This is a genomic window from Kordia sp., from assembly GCF_965224175.1.
Taxonomy (GTDB): domain Bacteria; phylum Bacteroidota; class Bacteroidia; order Flavobacteriales; family Flavobacteriaceae; genus Kordia.
Genome location: NZ_OZ245041.1, coordinates 2727511 through 2747395, shown reverse-complemented (window position 1 = coordinate 2747395; position 19885 = coordinate 2727511). Strand labels below are relative to the sequence as shown.

Sequence of the window (19885 nt, the reverse complement as noted above, 5' to 3'; positions counted from 1 at the left end):
GCTTTACAAAGAGAAGTCAGTCTATTTTCATGAATTTACGCCGCTTCAACTGCTTGATTTTCCAGCATTTTTATAAAATAAGACGGGTATATACCATTTATCTTTTTAAATGCTTTTGAAAATACTTCTGGCGACTTATAACCTACTTCTTGTGCTATAGATCTTATAGTAAATGCTCTGAATTTACGATCTTCTCTTAGTCGTTTTGTAGCGTAATCGATTCGTAATTCAGCAATATATTCAGGGAATTTTTTCTGTTTATAATTGTTGATGATGATAGATACATATGAAGAATTTGTATTCATCTTTTTTGCTAGCCATGCAATCGTATAATTTTCATTTAAGAATAATTCTTTACGTTCAATTGCTTCTAGTTTTTCTAAAAGTTTTTGTGCTTTATCTTCAGGAATTAACTTTTTACGTTCAATTTTAGGAGTCTTTATTTTTGGTATAATTACTTTTTCTTCCTCTTTATATTCGTCTATTTTTTTTAACAAGGCTTCAAATTTTCTTTTATTATCTCGAGCTCTATGCCTAAAAAATAAAAAGGATACTAAGATAACAATACTCAATAGTAAGATGATAATTTTTGTATTTGATAATGTTGCTTCTTTATGTTCAATCTCTTTTTCTAATGATTTTAAATCATATCGCTCATAAATGGAGTTAACCAAATCAGATTTCTTACTATCATTATCGTTATCTAGTCTAATAAATTTTTGAAAATTTTCCTTTGCTTTTTTGTAATCACCTAGCGCATCATATGAATTAGCCAATAAAACATAGCTTTCTTGTAAATCATATTCATCTCCTTTGTCATTATCATTAATAAGAGTGTCTAATTTATTGAGATAAAAAATTGCTCTTTCGTGATTCTCTAAGCCGTTATATGCTCTTCCTTTGTGTAAATGAATGTATGGAATTAGGTCTTTCTGTTGTAAAGAATCTGCTATCTTTTGAGCGTTGTTCAAATACTCAAGCGCTTCAGCGTTCTTTTTTTGTAATGAATATACATTCCCAATACCTGCAACAACATAACTTAGCTTTCCTGGAAGTGTGTCTTTAGTTAAATTATAAGCTTTTCTGTATACTATTAATGCAGAATCTAACTGTTTAAAATCGATGTAGTTGGTTCCTAATGCACTAAGGTTTTCAATTTTTTGTATCAAATAATCCTTTTTATTCGCTTTGCTAAGAGAATCACACATCTTAAGGTTCTTTTTCAATATCTTCATTGAACCTTTTTTATCTCCTAAATCTAATTTTATGATCGCAATGTTATATTCAATAGTTAATTGAGCATCTTTATCTCCTAAAGCTTTAACTAATGCTAATTCTTTCAGGTAATATTTCAAGCATTCTTCATAGTCTCTTAACTTAAAAAGAGAATTTCCCTTGAGTCTGTATAATAATTTCAAAACATTACCATGATACTTATTTTCTTCTGCAATGGCAATAGCTTTTGTGATCTCTGAAAGTGCTTTTTTGTATTCGCCAGTATTGTAATAAATTTGGCCTAAATAGTTATAAGATCTAGCCTTTTCCAATTGATTATTCTCTCTTAAAGCATTAGCAAGTAATGTATGTGCGTAAACTTTAGCTTTCTCATATTTTTTTTGTTTAAAAACTAGAGGAAGTAAAATGGCATTTAGTTCTTGGTTCGTTTTTGACTTAAGTGAATCAGGGATTTGAAAAGAATCATTCGGTTGCGCAAAAGAAATTGTAAAAATGAGTAGAAATAGAAATGTCAGGGGAAATCGTAAAGTTTTTTTCATAAGCAAACAAAAATAGCAAGAAGAACTGATATGGTTATTAAATTTTGATGGTTAAAATGATGTTATTTTAGCATCAAAATATATGCCTTATTATACTTTTAAGCACAAAAAAATATCAGGCAACTCCAAATTTAAATAGCAATTCGACAGAAAGTTTTATTTAAAAACGAATCATAACAAGATTATATTGTACAATCAATCATTTCAATACAACAGCTTCTAATTCTAAACATTTCGCTGTATCTTTGCAATTTAGAATCAATTTACATTGAAGTCATTACAAAAAATGCCTCATGAAATTGAAAAGACAACACTAAAAACAACATTGTGAAAATAGAAAAGAAAGATATACAAGCAGCATTAAGCACCATTACTGTTCCTGGTGAAGGTGCAAATATGATTGCTAGTGGAGCCGTAAGAAACATAATGACATTCGCAGATGAAATTGTAGTTGATATTGTAATTACAAATCCAGCATTGCAAGCCAAGAAAAAAGTCGAAACTGAAATTACATCAGTTTTACGCGAAAAAGTATATGCAGACGCCAAAGTCAAAGTAAATATCAAAGTAGAACGACCTGAAAAACCTGAAATCAAAGGAAAGTCGTTACCAAACATAAAAAATATCATTGCTGTCGCTTCTGGAAAAGGTGGTGTTGGAAAATCTACTGTAACTGCAAACTTAGCGGTTACCTTAGCAAAAATGGGTTTTAAAGTTGGAGTGTTAGACGCCGATATTTACGGACCATCGATGCCAATTATGTTTGATGTAGAAGGAGAAAAACCATTGGCGGTTCGTGTTGATAATGTGTCAAAAATGAAACCTGTAGAAAGCTACGGAGTAAAAATTCTTTCTATCGGATTTTTTACAAAACCAAATCAAGCAGTAGTCTGGCGTGGACCAATGGCTAGTAAAGCGTTAAACCAAATGATCTTTGATGCCGCTTGGGGCGAATTAGATTTCTTATTATTAGACTTGCCTCCAGGAACAGGAGATATTCACTTAAGTATCATGCAATCATTACCAATTACAGGTGCAGTTGTGGTAAGTACACCGCAAAACGTCGCTTTAGCAGATGCGAAAAAAGGAGTAGCAATGTTCCAACAAGAAAGTATAAACGTTCCTGTATTGGGAATTATAGAAAATATGGCGTATTTTACTCCTGAGGAGTTGCCAAACAACAAATATTACATCTTTGGAAAAGAAGGTGCAAAAAATCTAGCAGAAGATATTGAAGTGCCATTCTTGGGAGAAATTCCATTAGTGCAAAGTATTCGAGAAGCTGGTGACGTGGGACGACCTGCAGCAATGCAAACAGCTACATTAATAGAAGCAGCTTTTGAAAAATTGACGCAAAATGTAGTACAAGAAGTGGTAAACCGAAACGATAGTTTACCTGCTACGGAAGTAATTAAGATTACAACAATGGCTGGATGTTCAGCTGTTAAAAAATAACACGTAAAAACGATACAGATGACTAGTGAAGAAATAAAATATAATGTACAAAAAGCTTTAGACGAAATTCGTCCTTTTTTACAAAGTGATGGTGGTGATATCAAACTCGTGGAAATTGAAAACGATACCTTGGTAAAAGTACAACTAGAAGGAGCATGTGTAGGTTGTAGCGTAAATCAAATGACGCTGAAATCAGGTGTTGAAATGACCATTAAAAAACATGTGCCACAAATTGAAAAAGTAATTAGCGTTGACTAACTGACAAATGTCATAAAAAGACACAAACGCGCATATTATTTTTGTATCAGATTTATATTAAAGGAAAATGATTAAAACCGATATACTCATTATTGGAGCTGGTCCAACTGGACTTTTTACTGTTTTTGAAGCAGGATTATTAAAATTAAAATGTCACTTAATAGATGCATTACCGCAACCAGGCGGACAATGTTCTGAAATCTATCCCAAAAAACCAATTTATGATATTCCAGGATATCCTGAAGTATTAGCTGGCGATTTGGTAGACAATTTAATGAAACAAATTGAGCCGTTTGAACCAACATTTACACTAGGAGAACGTGCTGAAACAATTGATAAATTAGACGATGGAACCTTCATCGTAACTACAAATAAAGGAACAAAACATCATGCGCCAATTGTTGCGATTGCTGGCGGATTGGGAAGTTTTGAGCCAAGAAAACCTCCTATTCAAGACTTAGCAAATTACGAAGATAAAGGTGTTGAATATATCATTCGTGATCCAGAAGTATACCGTGATAAAAAAGTGGTCATTGCTGGAGGAGGAGATTCTGCTCTAGATTGGAGTATCTTTTTAACGGATGTAGCTTCAGAAGTAACTTTAGTTCACAGACGAACGGAGTTTAGAGGCGCATTAGATTCTGTTGAAAAAGTACAGGAACTAAAAAATCTAGGGAAAATCAACTTAATTACGCCTGCTGAAATAACAGCAATTCATGGAGAAGATCATGTAACAGGTGTTGAGGTGACTAAAAAAGGTGAAGAACCATTTACACTAGAAACCGATCATTTTATTCCATTATTCGGATTGGCTCCAAAACTAGGGCCGATAGGAGATTGGGGATTAGAAATTGAGAAAAACGCCATCAAAGTTGACAATACACTAGATTATCAAACAAACATTCCAGGGATTTATGCGATTGGTGATGTAAATACATATCCAGGAAAGCTAAAATTGATTCTTTGTGGATTCCACGAAGCTACGTTAATGTGTCAAAGTGCGTATCAACGTATCTTTCCAGACAAAAAATATGTCATGAAATACACAACTGTAAGTGGAATTGATGGTTTTGACGGAACACGTAAAGAAGCACCAAAAGCAGTAGTGAAAGCAATAAACTAAGTTTGATACAAAATTCTTTCAAAATTTCACTCAATTTGATGAAATCTGAATTCAAAGAACGTCAGTTCGAGTGATTTTGAGCGAAGCGAAAAATTGTATCGAGAACAGCTTTTAAGTAAATAATAAAATACAGAACTCAAATCATGTCACAAGCAGACATCAACATAAAAATAAAAGACCGTGAAGGCGTTACGCATGAAATCGTAGCGCCAACAGATATGGCAATGAACTTAATGGAAGTAGTGCGTTCATACGAACTTGCTCCTGAAGGAACTATTGGTATTTGTGGCGGAATGGCAATGTGTGCTTCTTGTCAATGTTATGTGCATTCTGATCATGAATTGCCAGAAATGAGCGTTGATGAAGACATGATGCTTGCCGAAGCTTTTTATGTAGAAGACAACAGTCGTTTAGGTTGCCAAATTCAAATGACACCAGAGTTGGATGGTTTGGAAGTTGAGTTGGCTCCGGAGAGTTAGAGATTTTTTTTAACTTTATCTGTTTTTAAATCTTCTCTCATCTCCTTAACTATTACTTTAATTAATTCATCAAAAGGATTATTTTTTTTCAACTTGTTTCCAGCTTCAAAAAATTTTGAAGTTATTTCAGTTCGCATTTCTTTAGGAATTCCTCTTTTATCTGATATAGAGAAATACATATATGAGTTATCAAAGACAAATTGAAACTCTGCTCGTATTTTTTTTAATTTATCGAGCATGTTTTCAGATAGAAAAGGTTGATTTTTTAAGTAGTAATTTATAAAAGTTTCAATTTCTTGAAGAAACTCATCTTTTTGATCTTCATTTGAAGAAATATGATAGCGACCAACTAAAGTCATTATTCGGTAAGATTTATCTAAAATTTCACGATAAACTTCAATCTTTTCTTTAAAAATACCACTATAAGCTATTTTGTATTCTTCAATAGAACGATCAATGCGTTTTTTTATAAATAGATAGAATAAGATATTTAGAATTACGGTTAATATTGCTGGTAGGATAATTTCAATCATTATTGTTTTCTTTTAAATTTTCCAAAAACTCATCTAAATCAACCTCAAATCCATCAGTAATTTCATGTAAAGTCAATAATCGAGAATTTCTTTTCTCTAAGAAACTAAATTTTTATCATGAAAACAACAATAAAAGAAGGAAAAAACTTATAACTCTGAATTGTCTTCCAATGCTAATTTCTGCACAACATCCAACAAATTATGCACATACGCAGAAGCTTCTAGTTCTACCATGTCTTTTTGCACACAATACGTTCCTAAATAATGTACTTTCTTTAAAGCTTCAAAATAATCGTGTATTTCGTTTGTGTTTAGTAAGTCTAATAGTTCTTTTTGTGCATCTGTGAGTGTTGTAGTTTTTTCGTGTACTGACATGTTAGAGTTAGTTGTGTTTTTTCGATATATAAATATCGAAAATCTAACTTTTAGCAATGTTCGGAATAGCGAACACATTGATAATAAGTTGATTAAATTGGCGTTTGTAGTTTTGAATTTTCATAAAAAAAGAATTATTGATTACAGTTTTTAACAGATAAAACACGGTTTACTATCAAACGACAAAAAATAAATTAGTGATAACGATTGATAAAAATGAAAAGTTATAGGTTTCAAGCACTTCTTGATACAATTTACTTAGGTAAATCACTCGAAGTGACGTTTGTAGTATCAAAAAATCAATTGTAAAATTTGCTGTTCAATAACGAAGTTGTAATAAATTTTTGCGAAAGTAACTTTCATTGATACATTTTCAAATCGCTTCATTATCACATTAAAAACACCGTCTCTTCGAGTGATTTTTCGCAATAAAATGGAGAAAAATAGTATCGAGAAGTACTCGGAAACTAAAAAGCTGAAAATCTAAGAAGTCTAACCAATCTAAAAACTTACTCAAAAAGATCTCGAACCTTAGTAGTAATAAAAAATTCTTTTCTTTTTCTTTTCACTTTATAGCGAATCTCTTTGTGAAGTGTTTGTTTGATTTTCTCTATATCATTAAAATTCATATCACTAACTGAAGTGTCATTAATTTCAATAATTTCATCTTCAAGTTTTATAGGCAAGTCAAAATGTGATGATTGTATGATTGAAGATATCAAAATCCCTTTTCCTGATTTGCGATGATCTTTCAATTGAAATCCATCAGAATAAAAAGTATTTGAAATTGGCTTTTGGGATAACTTATTTTGTTTCAAATAAATTGAAGATGCTTTAAAATCGATAATAATGGTGAAGTTCTTTAAAAATTTACTACCCAAAATACCATCTATAACTTTGGTAGTTTGCTTGTTTACATCTGTATTACAATCAACAATATAATCATGAATTTGGATGGAGCTAATTTTTAAACCAGGAATCTTTACATATGTAGGATCTTTAAATCCAATAAAACTACTTTTTGTTCCTTTGCTTTTTATTCTCTGTAAACTTTTATCTTTCAATAATTTTTTAGAAATATCATTCGTTAAAGAAATGCTTCTTCCGCTTCCAGTATCAATCAAAAAATCACCATTAAAAGTATCTCCATTAGAAAGCTGAACATTAACATTCGCGGTAAACCAGTATAAAAATTCAGGATTTCGAAGTAAATGATTTGTCTCTATTTTTATATAATCGTCTGTGATTTCTAAAGCATCAGACAAGATGAGAACTTTATGTTCATAATCAATCTTTACAATAAAATCCTTAAAAAAATCAATTCCGATAATTCCATCATAAATATCACCTGCGATAACATTCAAGTCTTCAATAATCAAATATTTTACTGGAAGCTCTAAGCTGCCAAAGTTTCCCTTTACTTTTCCTCTAAACGCGTCTGCGGTAGTAATGCTGTTGTTTTGAGCAAATCTAGAATTCAAAATAAAAGAACGTGCGCCAGTATCATACATTAATTTACAACTCTTACCATTAAGTTGCGTATTCAATATAATATTGTTGTGTACAAGTTTAAAAGGAATAACATGTTCAACACCATAACAAATATTTATGAAGAATACTAGAAATGTTAGTTGTAGATATTTCATGAAGAAAGATAAAAAAATCGCGACACTAAAAAGAGTCGCGATTGTAATATATTTAATTAATAAATTGGTCCTTGTCCGTGTTGAGCACAGTTTACATTATAAAAATGAGAAGACAATTCTAAATTGTTAGTTCCTCCATTTCCATTAATGGCATCAACAATCATTGTTCTTAGTGTGTCACAATATTCTTTTCTTGTAACGCCACCAGATACATTGTTTTGTTGTTCCTTATTTAATTTTGTAACTCCGTTTAGTTCTAAAATGTTTTTTAACATGATTAACATATTTAAAATAATACCTACTTTCAATGTTTAAAGTCTTTGTTTCGGTTTGTCAGACTATTACTAAAGCTTTACTAATTTTGGAAATAATTTCCTGTAATAAAGGAACGATTTAAAATTGTGAAAGAAAAGAATATGCATGTGTAATAAACAAATTATTACTTACAATTTATAAATATTAAGTGAGTTTTATAATCTTTTTTTTGTGTTGTGTAAAAAATAAAAATGCTTAAAATCAAGTAATTACAATATGTGGTTCTTCAAAAAAAGAATTCATTTTAAACTCGAAATGATTTTTGAATAAATATATAAGTAGATTTAAAGCTTATCACTCCTAAAAGAACCTTTTTGATACTCGCTCAAATCTCTTGGTCCTTCCAATACTTCGCGTTCAATCTTTAAAATACCATCATCAGTTGTTGCGGTATACCATTTAATCAAGGAAATAGCATTATTCTCAATTTCAATTCCTGTGATACTTCTCGGATGCACACAACTTCCGTCATTAAAAAAAGAAATTTCATCAGGATTTGGAAAACGCGGACGATGTGTATGACCAACAACCGTAATTAAATTATCATTGGCAATAATCCACTTTTTAATTCTACGTTCTACTTTTATCAAACTTTTATAATTCTTTGCGGGACTTGTCGGATCGGCAATTCCAAGCACTTGTAGCGGCTTCCAAAGTGCTCGAACCATAAAGCGACTCCATTTCCAAAAAATATAATTCCACCAATCTGCTTGATGGCCATGTGTTAAAAAAAGTTCTTGTGCAGTTTCAGCATGTTTTAGCACAATACCTTCATGATATTTTAAATCAGTAAACAATGGTTTTTCGGTTCCTGTTTTGGGATCAAAATAAGTAGATAAATGTTTTTGTACATATTTTTCTTTGCGATACACCATATCATGATTTCCCCAAATTAAATGCAATCGGTTATCTTCATGAAAAGCCTTCATAATCATATACACATTCTTATGCGCTGCAAAGATGGATTCAAAATTAGAGTTTTCCCATAATTCATCGCCATCGCCAAGTTCACAATACGTAAAGCCTTCTTTGTAATACTGTTTTAAAGCATGAAAATAGATATTTCTATTGTTGGCAAAATCGTCCGCAAAACTATTATCGCCACGATGACAATCGCTAAACAACACAATCTTAGAATTGTGATCAAACGGAATTTTAAGCGCTTGTTTATACGCTCTTGTCAAACGAGTTTGTGATGACATAAGTTGATTTTAAACTAAGTTAACTATAAAATGCAAAACTCAAAATGTAAACCTATTTTAAATCGTAAATCAATTAAAAATCGCAACAGCTTAAAATTCAGAATTTAGTAAAAATAAACTTCAAAATATATGTAACATTAACTATGTATAAACGTCTTAGTATTAATAATTTATTGCAAAGCATACAATATTTAATAGATAGAAAACTGTTTCTGTCGCTTACAACCTTTAAAACTGAGGATTTCGTATCTTTGTAGACTAAATGATTTCGATTATGGATCAAAAAAATGAAAATAACTGTTTAAATCTACCATTACAACTTGTCATTAGTTTTGACGAAGTAATGGCTTTCTATGATAAATATGCAGCAGATAAAAATCATCCGTATCATAAATCTGCAGTTGAAGTCATAAACTATTTAGATAAGTATCCTGAATTACGAGAAGGCTTCACTGATTTTTCTAAACTAAAAGAATACGAAGAGCAAATAGATTTAGTACTAGAAGGATTATTCCCGGAAATACTTACCGAAAATGAAATAAAAGTAGCAACAGTGCCATTTTCATTTCAATCATTTAAATACTCAAATAGACTAAAAAGAATCCTTGAAAATGCAGACGATTCATATGATTTTACTGCACGTAATTTAGATGAAAAAGAAATGTATTTGCATGCTTGTGTCATGATTCTGAACGTATGTTATGGTTATACGATCGATTTAAAACGTCCTTTCTACTTTGATATTCCTGATAAAAAACTAGGTGTGACAAAACACTACAGAGTTGCTTTTAATGGTGATTTTTGTAGAGTTATACCAACAGAAAATGCGCCAAAAATAACTGACGAAGATGTACAGTTATTACTAGATAATTACGATAATATAGAAGTTTGGAAAGAGAAGTTTCCGAAAGATAGTTACATTTTTAAAGGATTTGGAGTTATGAATCTGTTTGATGTTACCTTCGATGAAACCTTATCGTCTATTCGAACAAATTTGCTGCGTAGTGATGATAATTTAATCACTGATGTACGTCAAAACTTAAGAGAATTTTTCAATATAAAAGATTTAAAATTAGGTTATTCAGTTTTTGTAAATGCTATCAATGAAGGAGCGCATGTAACGCGAATTAAGCAAGCAGATAGTTTAATCTTTAAAGAAGAAAAAGAAGTCACATGTTCTAGTTTCTTTTGTAGTGGTATTGTAGAAAAGATATTTCGCAAGCAAGAAACATTAGCTATTTCTGATGTAGATGCTTATGGTGAAGAAACAAATCAGAACAACTTTTTTACACGTTTAAAAAACGAAGGAATACAAAGTATCATTTTGATTCCTATCAAAGCAAAGAAAAGTGATGATTTAGCAATCTTAGAAATAGCATCACCAAGAGCATATGAGCTCAATTCTGTAAATCAACAAAAGCTACGCGATATTATTCCGGTGTTTGAATCGGCAGTAACGCGTTCGGCTGAAGATTATCAAAATATACTTGAAGCTACCATTCAAGAGCATTATACATCAATTCATCCATCTGTAAAATGGCGTTTTTATGAAGCGGCTGAAAAATATCAATCTGCATTAGCTATAGCAGAAAATACAGAAACTCCAATTGTAGATGATATTGTGTTTGAAGGTGTTCATCCTTTATTTGGGCAAAGTGATATCAAAGGTTCGTCTATTGCAAGAAATACTGCCATTCGTGAAGATTTAACGATTCAACTTGAATTGGCTATCAATGTACTGAAAGGCGCACTTGAAAAAGCAAACTTGCCAATCTACGAAGAACTTACTTTTAGAATTGAAGAATATTTAGATCATACCAAAGAAGGACTCAATGCAGGAGACGAATTAGGAATTTTAGAATTTTTAAAGAAAGATATTTATCCAGTATTTAGACACCTAAAAGAATCGGATGCAGATGTTGCAGTTCATGTAAATACGTACATGGATCGTTTGGATGATAATCTAAAAGTAGTGTATGAAAAACGTAAAGCTTATGAAGATAGTGTTACGATTTTAAATAACAAACTAGCGAGTTACATCGATAAGAAACAAGAAGAAGCGCAAGCTATGTTTCCTCACTATTTTGAGCGATACAAAACGGATGGTGTAGAATATAATATGTACATAGGACAGTCTTTGGTGAAAAACAAAAAGTATCACGACTTATACTTATACAATTTGCGTTTATGGCAGTTGCAAAACACCTATGAGATGGAACAAGTAGCATATCATACCAGAAAAAAAATGGACCATGATCTGCAAGTAGCTTCCTTAATTTTGGTACATAGCAATCCGTTAGCAATCAAATTCCGCATGGATGAAAAACAGTTTGATGTTGATGGAGCTTACAATATTCGCTACGAAATCATCAAAAAACGTATCGACAAAGCCAACATAAAAAACACTACAGAACGTTTAACAGTTCCTGGTAAAATTGCTATTGTATATTCGCAAGATAAAGATGCGCGCGAATACGTGAAGTATATCAAATATATGCAATCTAAAAACTACTTTGGAAAGCTTGAAAAACTTGAATTAGAAGATTTACAAGGTGTTTCTGGTTTACGAGCGTTGCGTGTAGAAGTTATATATCAAGATGATTTCAATGAAAAATCAGCCTTAACTATAGATGAATTAATGGAAGAATTCAAATAGAATTCTTCCTTTTTTCTTTAGGAAAGTATTGCCATTGCTGTTTCGTGTGCTTTTCTTCCAGCTTCAGGATCTCTTGTGTAAAAAGCAATAATAAAAGACAATACACTCACAACAATACCAATCATAAAAACGGTATATGTAGTTCGCAATAAGCCGTATTTTCTATTCAAAACGAGTCCTAAAAAATATAAATCTTTCGTGAGTGAACCGTACAAATAATCACGATCTTTCATCATTTCGTTCATTCCCCATTCAAATTCGTCCAATTTCATTTGATGAAAATTACCAAAGAATAATAAATTCACTTTTTTATTCGCTACATCTTCCTTGTTGAATTTTCCTTGTGTTACATTTGGACGTGTTGCCAAAATGGAAAGTACCATAGAAGCTACCGTAAAAACAGTAAAAATAATTGTTGGGTAAATCAAGTAATCATTAGAAGGATTATCGAGTTTAGAAACCAAATTAGATAATACCATAGAAATAATAATGGCATTTACCGATAAAAGTATATTTGCTTTAGTGTCTGCAATGTCACTTAATGTAATATGATTTCGCAATGCTACACGAAACATGGTTTCTATTCCGCGTTCTGGAAGTTCTATTTTTTCTTTTTTAAACTTTAACTCAGCTTTTTTCTGTTTCAATTTAGTGCCTTCTAACTCAATTTTCTTTTTATCTTTTAAAAGTTTCGCTAGATTTTTTCCTTTTTGCTTCTCCCATTTTTTTGAGGCAAAAGCTGTATAAAATTTATGTGAATGTGTTAGAAATTTGATGTTTTCATCAAGCCATTCACTTTCTTTTAAAACTCTATCTTTTGTCAATTCCCACTCTTTGCGAAGTAACTCTGTCAAATCGCTAAAATTCTTGCTTCCTATATGTGAACAATCTGCGTCACAAATCACTTTTTCAAGCAATGTTTGAGGAGTATTCCCCATTTTAGTTGCCATAATCAAATTACTAACAGCAACAATATCTGCTTCAGAAGCATTATGTTTCTTTAAAAAATTAGTAGCAATAATTACACCTTCATCTTCATGATCGTCCATGCGTTTTGTATACCCAGTATCATGAAACCAAGCAGCAATCAATAATTGCTGTGCTTCTTCATCACTAACTTCTGAACCATCAATAATCTCTTGTGTTTTTTCGACAACACGTTTGGTGTGTGATAAATTATGATACACAAATTTGTTGTCTAAATTCTTATTAAAAAAATCAACAACAAACTTTTCAACTTCAACAATAAGAGTATTCATAAAGGTTTCTTTTATTTGAGTAAAAATACTAAACTTTAATTAATGTTTCGTTAAGATGGATAAAACGTAAGATTTAGTCATATATTTCATAGAACCTTTCATAAGGTTTTGTTAAACATGTGATTGTAAGTTTTATCTAAATAAACGACTATATACATATTCATTAAATAAAAAAAGAAAGGGACATTAAAGATGTCAAATAAAGTAGAAGATAATAAAATCTTCAAAGCACCAGAATTCAACGTTCATCAATGGGTAGACGCTAACGGAAACCCTACGAAACCAGTAAAACTCTCAGATTTTAAAGGAAATTTTAAAATTATTTATTGCTTTCAGAGTTGGTGTCCAGGTTGTCATAGCAAAGGTTTACCAAGTTTACAAAAAATGGTAAATGCGTTATCAGATCGTCCAAAAATTACATTTTTAGCCATACAAACTGTATTTGAAGGGTTTGATGAAAACACTTTTGAAAAAATGCTTGAAGTTCAAAAAAAGTATAATTTAAAAATACCTTTTGGACATGATGCAGGAAACGATGGAAAGTCAACATCAAACATCATGAAAAACTATCAAACTGGTGGAACACCTTGGTTTATATTTATAGATAGACATGACAATATTGTCTTTGCAGATTTTCATCTAAATGCAGATGCGGCTATCGACTTTTTGAAAGGACTTCCTTCATGAAACATATTCCAGAAATAAAACTCTACGGAACCGAAACGTGTCATAAAACAAACTATTACAAGGAATTGCTCGAAGGAAAAAAACTTCCATATCAATTCTTAGATGTGAAGCAAAACGAACAACATGCATCAGCACTTCGTAGTCTGTATGAAAATAGAAAACTAAACTTTCCAACAATTACGATAGGAAGCAAAAAGCTAAGAAATCCACGCGAAAACGAACTTGATAAATGGCTGAAAAAATTACTGCCTGTACAAGAATAAAAAAGCATCAGATGAAATTGCTAGAAAAAATTCAACAATTGCCGCTTGGATATTCGGAAGTATACTATAAAAATGTAAAATATGGTGTCACCAAAAGTGAATTCAATCAAGGGAAAAGTTATAAAATTTATGCAGAAGCATTAGGCGGAAACAACTTTATAAGCCTCAACTATTACTGTACAAGTCAGAATGAAATCTTAAAACCTTGTGAGATGCCAAAACATAAAGTCATTCACTTTCTAGAAAACTACACAATTAAATATTAACATTTCAGAAATGAATGATTATATTTAAACTACCAAAAACAGCAACCAATGATAAAATCTTTACAGTCAGTAGGAATTATAGTTCTTTTACTGTGTTTTAGTGCGTGTGCAACCTTCAAAGCACAATATGCAGAAGGTCAAACTCCGCAGACATTTCCAAAAGATAAAGAAATAAAACATTCTTTCTATTTAATTGGAGATGCAGGAAATTCTCCATTAGGAGAAACTGCAATCGCGCTTGAAATGTTTGAAAAAGAACTCAAAAAAGCTTCAAAAAATAGTACTGCTATTTTTTTAGGAGATAACATATATCCAGCAGGATTGCCAAAGAAAGATCATGAAGATAGAGCGTTTGCAGAACATCAATTAGACGTACAAACGAGTGTTGTAAAAGATTTTAAAGGAGAAACAATTTTCATTCCCGGAAATCACGATTGGTATAGTGATGGTTTAGAAGGTCTCAAACGTCAAGAAAAATTTATAGAAAAAGCACTTGGAAAGAATACGTTTCTTCCCGAAAACGGTTGTCCAATTGAAAAAATACATATCAGCGAAGATATTGAGTTAATTTTAATAGATAGCCAATGGTATATCACCAATTGGGACAATCATCCAACGATAAATGATGATTGTGACATTAAAACACGGGCTAGGTTTTACGATGAATTTTCAAGTTTGATAAAAAAAGCAAGAGGAAAAACAACCATAGTAGCTTTGCATCATCCAATGTATACAAATGGTTCTCATGGCGGACAATATACATTTAAAACTCATCTATCTCCAGTTCCAGTTTTAGGATCGTTAAAAAATATAATACGAAGTACCAGTGGAGTTGCCAATGTAGATATCTCAAACAAACGCTACAACGAATTCAAGCAACGTATTGTTACCATTTCGCAAGAAAATGATAAAGTAATCTTTGTATCAGGTCATGATCATAATTTACAATACATTTTAGAAGATAATTTGCGTCAAATTGTAAGTGGTTCAGGAGCAAAAAAATCGGGAACTCGCAATGTTGGAGGCGGACAATTTTCTTACGGAACACAAGGTTACGCTCGGTTAGATGTATTTAATGACGGTTCATCATATGTACGTTTCTATTCAGCAGAAGAAAACAAAATCGTTTATGAAACTGAAGTATTAGAAGCCAAAACAAAATACACTAAAGTTAATTATCCAACTCAATTTCCAAAAGAAAAATCAGCGTCAATCTATACAGCAGAAGAAACGCAAAAATCAGAATTTGGTACTTTCCTTTGGGGAGATCGTTACCGAAAACAATACAGCACAGAAGTTACAGCGCCAACTGTAAATCTAGATACACTTTTTGGCGGATTGACACCAGTGAGAAAAGGTGGAGGAAATCAATCAAAATCATTACGATTACAAGATAAAAACGGAACACAATATGTAATGCGAGCACTCCGAAAACAAGCATTACAATATTTACAATCTGTACTTTTTAAAGACCAATACATTAAGGGACAATTTGACGATACAGCTACAGAACACTTAATCTTAGATGTCTTTACTGGAGCACATCCATATGCGCCTTTTGTTGTCGGAACCTTAGCCGATGCTGTTGACGTATATCATACCAATCCTGTACTATATTATGTGCCAAAACAAAATGCACTAGGACAATATAATGATGAATTTGGAGGTGAATTGTACATGATAGAAGAACACACATCTGAAGGACACAGCGACAAAGCTAGCTTTGGATATCAAGACAAATTGATCAGTACAGAAGATATGATGAAAAAAATCCACAAAGACGAAGATATTGTCGTAGATGAAGCATCATACATTAGAGCACGATTATTTGATATGCTTATTGGCGATTGGGACAGACATCAAGACCAATGGCGTTGGATAGAGTTTAAAGAAAACGGTAAAAAAGTATACCGCCCGATGCCGCGTGATCGTGATCAAGCATTTTCAATTATGTCTGATGGATTTTTGTTAGGAACTGCTGTAAAAATTATACCAACAGCGCGATTATTACGTAAATACGATGATGATTTAGTCGATGTAAAAGGCGTCAATGTAGAACCTTATCCGTTAGATATGGAACTCATTCAACAATCAGATAAAACGGTTTGGGACGCGCAAGTGAAAAAAATTCAAGAAGGATTAACAGATGATGTCATCGAAAAAGCATTCCTTGAATTTCCAAAAGAAATACGTGATGAAGCTGTTGAGGAAATCAAACAAAAATTAAAAGCAAGACGCGCTAATCTTCAAAAAATATCTGATAGATATTATGTGTTGGTCAACAAATTTGCAGTGATCAAAGGAACCAACAAAGATGATTGGTTTGAAGTAGAACGTTTGCCAAACGGAAAAACGAAAGTAACAGCTTATCGTATCAAGCAAGGAGAAAAGAGTGATAAGTTTCACGAACGTACGTATACAAATGCAGAAACGAAAGAAATTTGGATTTATGGTTTAGACGATGATGATAAATTTCATGTATTTGGTGATGGAAAATGTATTACAAAGATTCGTTTAATCGGAGGACAAAACAAAGATGTATACGATATTCAAAACGGTAAAAAAGTAAAAATCTACGATTACAAATCAAAGAAAAGCGAGTTTATAACCAACAAAGGAAGCAAGAAACTTACTGACGATTATGCAACTAATGTGTATGACTATAAAAAACTAAAAAACAATACAAATCAGTTAATACCAACAATTGGATCAAATCCTGATGATGGTTTTAAAATTGGCGTAACCAATACATTAACAAACTACGGTTTTGAGCGAAATCCATTTACATCAAAACATACCATTTCTGCGGCATATTACTTTGCAACCAATGGCTTTGATGTAGGATATATTGGAGAATTTGCAAATGTTGTTGGAAATCTCAATCTACAGCTCAAAGCAAGTTTCAACAGTCCAAATTATGCAGTGAACTTTTTCGGGTTTGGAAACGAAACGCCAAATTTTGAAGCTGATGATGATGACGGAATTGACGCTGATTTAGATTTCAATAGAGTAAAAATAAGAACTATTAAAATTGCGCCAGCATTAGTTTGGCGTGGACAACTAGGAGGAAGTTTTACGGCAGGAGTTTTCTATGAAAGCAATGAAGTAGAACGTACTGTAGGACGATTTCTAGACCTAACATTACCTGCAAACTCAGGTGTATTTGACAAACAAGATTTCTATGGCGTAGATGCAGTATATCACTTTAAAAATGTAGATAATGATGCATTTCCAACTATGGGAATGGAAGTAAGTCTGCAAACAGGATACAAAAACAATGTAAGCACTTCCAAAGGATTCGGATATGTAATTCCAGAACTTGCCATAGATCATAAATTAATCCCTAGTGGACAATTAGTATTGGCAACCAAATTACGCGGACATCTAAATCTTGGAGATGGTTTTGAATTCTATCAAGGAGCAAATTTAGGAGCAAATACGGGCTTACGCGGATTCAGAAATGAACGCTTTACAGGAAAACAAGCATTTGTACAAACTACAGACATTCGTTTGAATCTACGACGTATAAAAACAGGCGTATTACCAATCAATATAGGTCTTTTTGGCGGATTTGACTATGGTAGAGTTTGGGTTGAAAATGATGCGTCTAAAAAGTGGAATACATCGCTTGGTGGCGGAGTTTGGGTGAGTGGCGCAAACATGCTAACAGCGCGCTTCTCATTATTTAGTTCTGATGATGGCGGACGTTTTGCTTTTGGTGTAGGATTCGGATTCTAATCAACAGGAAAAGCATTTTACATGAAACTATTTAGAAACCAAAGAAGTAAGCTTTTGAAAAATAAAAAACTAGGGAACTATCTCGCGTATGCTGTCGGTGAAATCATTTTGGTAGTCATCGGAATTTTAATTGCGGTTTCATTAAATAACTGGAATGAAAATCGAAAAGAAAACAAAAAACTACTCAATATTTATTCAATCATAGAAAATGATTTGAAGAATGATTTAAAAGAAATAGAGAAAGTTCAAAACTTTTACAAAATAGTCGATCCATTGTATTCTAAAATACTAAATGACTCTGTCAAAAGAATTGAATATGTTATCAATCCACAATTAATACAGCTAACAATAGCATTTCCTGAAATAACCTTCAATAAACGCGGGTATAATCAGTTAATCGATTTTAATACAGATAGCTATCAGGATAGTTTGCCTGCACAAATAATAGAGTTTTACACAGAACGTTTGCGTGAAATTAAAATCGACGATGAATTACGAGCAAAAGACTTCCATGAAAATTATACACACTATAAAAAGAATTACAAATGGTGGGCAGATTTGATTTCGATGAAAGGCGGAAGCCAAGAATTTATTGAATATGCTATCACAGATCCTGACTATAAAAATAGAGTAGCAAGTGCTTATTTTGTAACGTATAAAGTGTTTTTGCCAGAATTAAAAACCTTCAAAAAGCGTGCAGCAGTCATCTTAGAAGAGATAGAAAAGCGAAAAGCAAGCAATTGATCGTGTTGATTATTAAGAAATAAAACACCGTAGTTTCACCAAAAATAAACCAACAACCATGACCAAAACAGCAGCAGAAATCCAAAAAATCTTTTCAGACAATCAAAAAGACTTAGCATTTATCATAGGAAATGGAATCAATTTGAGTTTTCAAGATGATAACATATCTTGGAATGATTTACTATTAAATTTATGGAAAACACATGCTGACGAACCAATGACAGAAATTCCAGATGGTATTTCGTTTGTGGAGTTTTACGATGCACTTGGTTTGCAAAATGTAACTACATCAGGATTTTCCACACAACTGCAAAAAGATGTAAAAGCCAAAATGTTAGATTGGCAACCTGATGATGCGCAAAACTTAGTGCTTGACAAAATTAAATCTTACAATGCGCCAATTCTAACGACAAATTTTGATGACTTAATTCCGAAATCGATGAAACTGTCACCTTATCGAATTCCAGATACAAGTTTTACAGATCACTATCCTTGGTCAACGCATTATGCAGAAAAAGAACTCAAATCTCCTTTACATGGATTTGCTGTTTGGTATATGAATGGTATGGTAAAATATCATAGAAGCATCAAACTTGGTTTATCAGAATACATGGGAAATGTAGAACGCGCGCGTAAAATGATCAATACAAATTATGGACATGAAAACCCAGAAGTTGAAAATCCGTGGTTAACAAACAATACATGGATTGATATTATCTTCAACAAGTCGTTATGCATTTTCGGATTAAGTTTAGACGAAACAGAAGTATTCTTTAGATGGTTGCTTATTCAACGAGCAAAATTCTTCAAGCGTTTTCCAAAATACAGTCATAAAGGTTGGTACATCATGAAAAAAGAAGATGAAAACCCTAAAATAGTAGGAAAGAAATTCTTCTTAAAATCTGTTGGTATTGAAGTGATCGAAGTAGAAGATTATCCAGTACTATACAATGATATTTGGAAATAATCAATGTCAAATGCTTAATGTAAAAGTATTTCTTCAAGCAAAACCAATCACATTGAGCGAAATCGAAATGAAAAACCGTTCGCCATATTCTATTTTCCGTTCGTCATATTTTGTAATGTAGGAACAGAAAACTGCAATACTTTT

At 32.0% G+C, this 19885-nt stretch carries 18 protein-coding genes; 11 read left to right on the top strand and 7 right to left on the bottom strand.

Annotated elements, in window-relative coordinates:
* Positions 1–35: 35 nt before the first annotated feature.
* On the bottom strand, positions 36–1775 hold the full coding sequence (locus ACOQOS_RS11860) for a tetratricopeptide repeat protein (RefSeq protein WP_420570672.1): 1740 nt from the start codon (positions 1773–1775) through the stop codon (positions 36–38).
* A gap of 327 nt (positions 1776–2102) precedes the next feature.
* On the opposite strand from ACOQOS_RS11860, the gene ACOQOS_RS11855 reads away from it, so the two are divergent.
* From ACOQOS_RS11855 to ACOQOS_RS11840, 4 genes are all read left to right on the top strand, one after another.
* Positions 2103–3230 (top strand): P-loop NTPase, encoded by a 1128-nt coding sequence (locus tag ACOQOS_RS11855; protein ID WP_420570671.1) that lies wholly within the window; start codon positions 2103–2105, stop codon positions 3228–3230.
* A gap of 18 nt (positions 3231–3248) precedes the next feature.
* The gene (locus ACOQOS_RS11850) at positions 3249–3488 is read left to right on the top strand and encodes a NifU family protein (protein ID WP_420570670.1); all 240 of its coding nucleotides are present in this window, start codon (positions 3249–3251) and stop codon (positions 3486–3488) included.
* Positions 3489–3555: 67 nt separating this feature from the next.
* On the top strand, positions 3556–4611 hold the full coding sequence (locus ACOQOS_RS11845; RefSeq protein ID WP_420570669.1) for an NAD(P)/FAD-dependent oxidoreductase: 1056 nt from the start codon (positions 3556–3558) through the stop codon (positions 4609–4611).
* 143 nt (positions 4612–4754) lie between these two features.
* Positions 4755–5090 carry a ferredoxin gene (locus ACOQOS_RS11840; RefSeq protein ID WP_420570668.1) on the top strand — a complete coding sequence of 112 codons (336 nt, stop codon included), beginning with the start codon at positions 4755–4757 and terminating at the stop codon, positions 5088–5090.
* Here ACOQOS_RS11840 and ACOQOS_RS11835 read toward each other — a convergent pair.
* From ACOQOS_RS11835 to ACOQOS_RS11815, 5 genes are all read right to left on the bottom strand, one after another.
* Entirely contained in the window at positions 5087–5623 is a 537-nt protein-coding gene (locus ACOQOS_RS11835) for a hypothetical protein (RefSeq protein WP_420570667.1), read from the bottom strand. The two genes, ACOQOS_RS11840 and ACOQOS_RS11835, sit on opposite strands and share 4 nt — an antisense overlap.
* Positions 5624–5770: 147 nt before the next feature.
* The gene (locus ACOQOS_RS11830) at positions 5771–5998 is read right to left on the bottom strand and encodes a hypothetical protein (RefSeq protein ID WP_420570666.1); all 228 of its coding nucleotides are present in this window, start codon (positions 5996–5998) and stop codon (positions 5771–5773) included.
* Between the two features lie 509 nt (positions 5999–6507).
* On the bottom strand, positions 6508–7644 hold the full coding sequence (locus ACOQOS_RS11825; protein ID WP_420570665.1) for a hypothetical protein: 1137 nt from the start codon (positions 7642–7644) through the stop codon (positions 6508–6510).
* Positions 7645–7700: 56 nt separating this feature from the next.
* Positions 7701–7919: a hypothetical protein gene (locus ACOQOS_RS11820; RefSeq protein ID WP_420570664.1), complete on the bottom strand. Its 219-nt coding sequence runs from the start codon at positions 7917–7919 to the stop codon at positions 7701–7703.
* Between the two features lie 324 nt (positions 7920–8243).
* Positions 8244–9161 carry a serine/threonine protein phosphatase gene (locus tag ACOQOS_RS11815; protein WP_420570663.1) on the bottom strand — a complete coding sequence of 306 codons (918 nt, stop codon included), beginning with the start codon at positions 9159–9161 and terminating at the stop codon, positions 8244–8246.
* 274 nt (positions 9162–9435) lie between these two features.
* On the opposite strand from ACOQOS_RS11815, the gene ACOQOS_RS11810 reads away from it, so the two are divergent.
* Complete coding sequence (locus ACOQOS_RS11810) at positions 9436–11817, top strand: GAF domain-containing protein (RefSeq protein ID WP_420570662.1); 2382 nt, start codon at positions 9436–9438, stop codon at positions 11815–11817.
* Positions 11818–11834: 17 nt separating this feature from the next.
* Here the strand turns inward: ACOQOS_RS11810 and ACOQOS_RS11805 are convergent, their stop codons facing one another.
* On the bottom strand, positions 11835–13076 hold the full coding sequence (locus ACOQOS_RS11805) for a Pycsar system effector family protein (protein WP_420570661.1): 1242 nt from the start codon (positions 13074–13076) through the stop codon (positions 11835–11837).
* Between the two features lie 192 nt (positions 13077–13268).
* On the opposite strand from ACOQOS_RS11805, the gene ACOQOS_RS11800 reads away from it, so the two are divergent.
* The 6 genes from ACOQOS_RS11800 to ACOQOS_RS11775 are packed head-to-tail and all read left to right on the top strand — an operon-like array spanning position 13269 to position 19741.
* A complete protein-coding gene (locus ACOQOS_RS11800) occupies positions 13269–13763 on the top strand; it encodes a peroxiredoxin family protein (RefSeq protein WP_420570660.1) in 495 nt (164 codons plus the stop codon).
* Entirely contained in the window at positions 13760–14026 is a 267-nt protein-coding gene (locus ACOQOS_RS11795; protein ID WP_420570659.1) for a glutaredoxin family protein, read from the top strand. Before ACOQOS_RS11800 ends, ACOQOS_RS11795 begins: the two co-directional genes overlap by 4 nt.
* 11 nt (positions 14027–14037) lie before the next feature.
* On the top strand, positions 14038–14292 hold the full coding sequence (locus ACOQOS_RS11790) for a peptide methionine sulfoxide reductase (RefSeq protein WP_420570658.1): 255 nt from the start codon (positions 14038–14040) through the stop codon (positions 14290–14292).
* A gap of 48 nt (positions 14293–14340) precedes the next feature.
* Positions 14341–18030 (top strand): metallophosphoesterase, encoded by a 3690-nt coding sequence (locus tag ACOQOS_RS11785; protein ID WP_420570657.1) that lies wholly within the window; start codon positions 14341–14343, stop codon positions 18028–18030.
* A 21-nt stretch (positions 18031–18051) separates the two neighbouring features.
* On the top strand, positions 18052–18774 hold the full coding sequence (locus tag ACOQOS_RS11780; RefSeq protein WP_420570656.1) for a DUF6090 family protein: 723 nt from the start codon (positions 18052–18054) through the stop codon (positions 18772–18774).
* A gap of 58 nt (positions 18775–18832) precedes the next feature.
* Complete coding sequence (locus ACOQOS_RS11775; RefSeq protein ID WP_420570655.1) at positions 18833–19741, top strand: hypothetical protein; 909 nt, start codon at positions 18833–18835, stop codon at positions 19739–19741.
* Positions 19742–19885 lie beyond the last annotated feature (144 nt).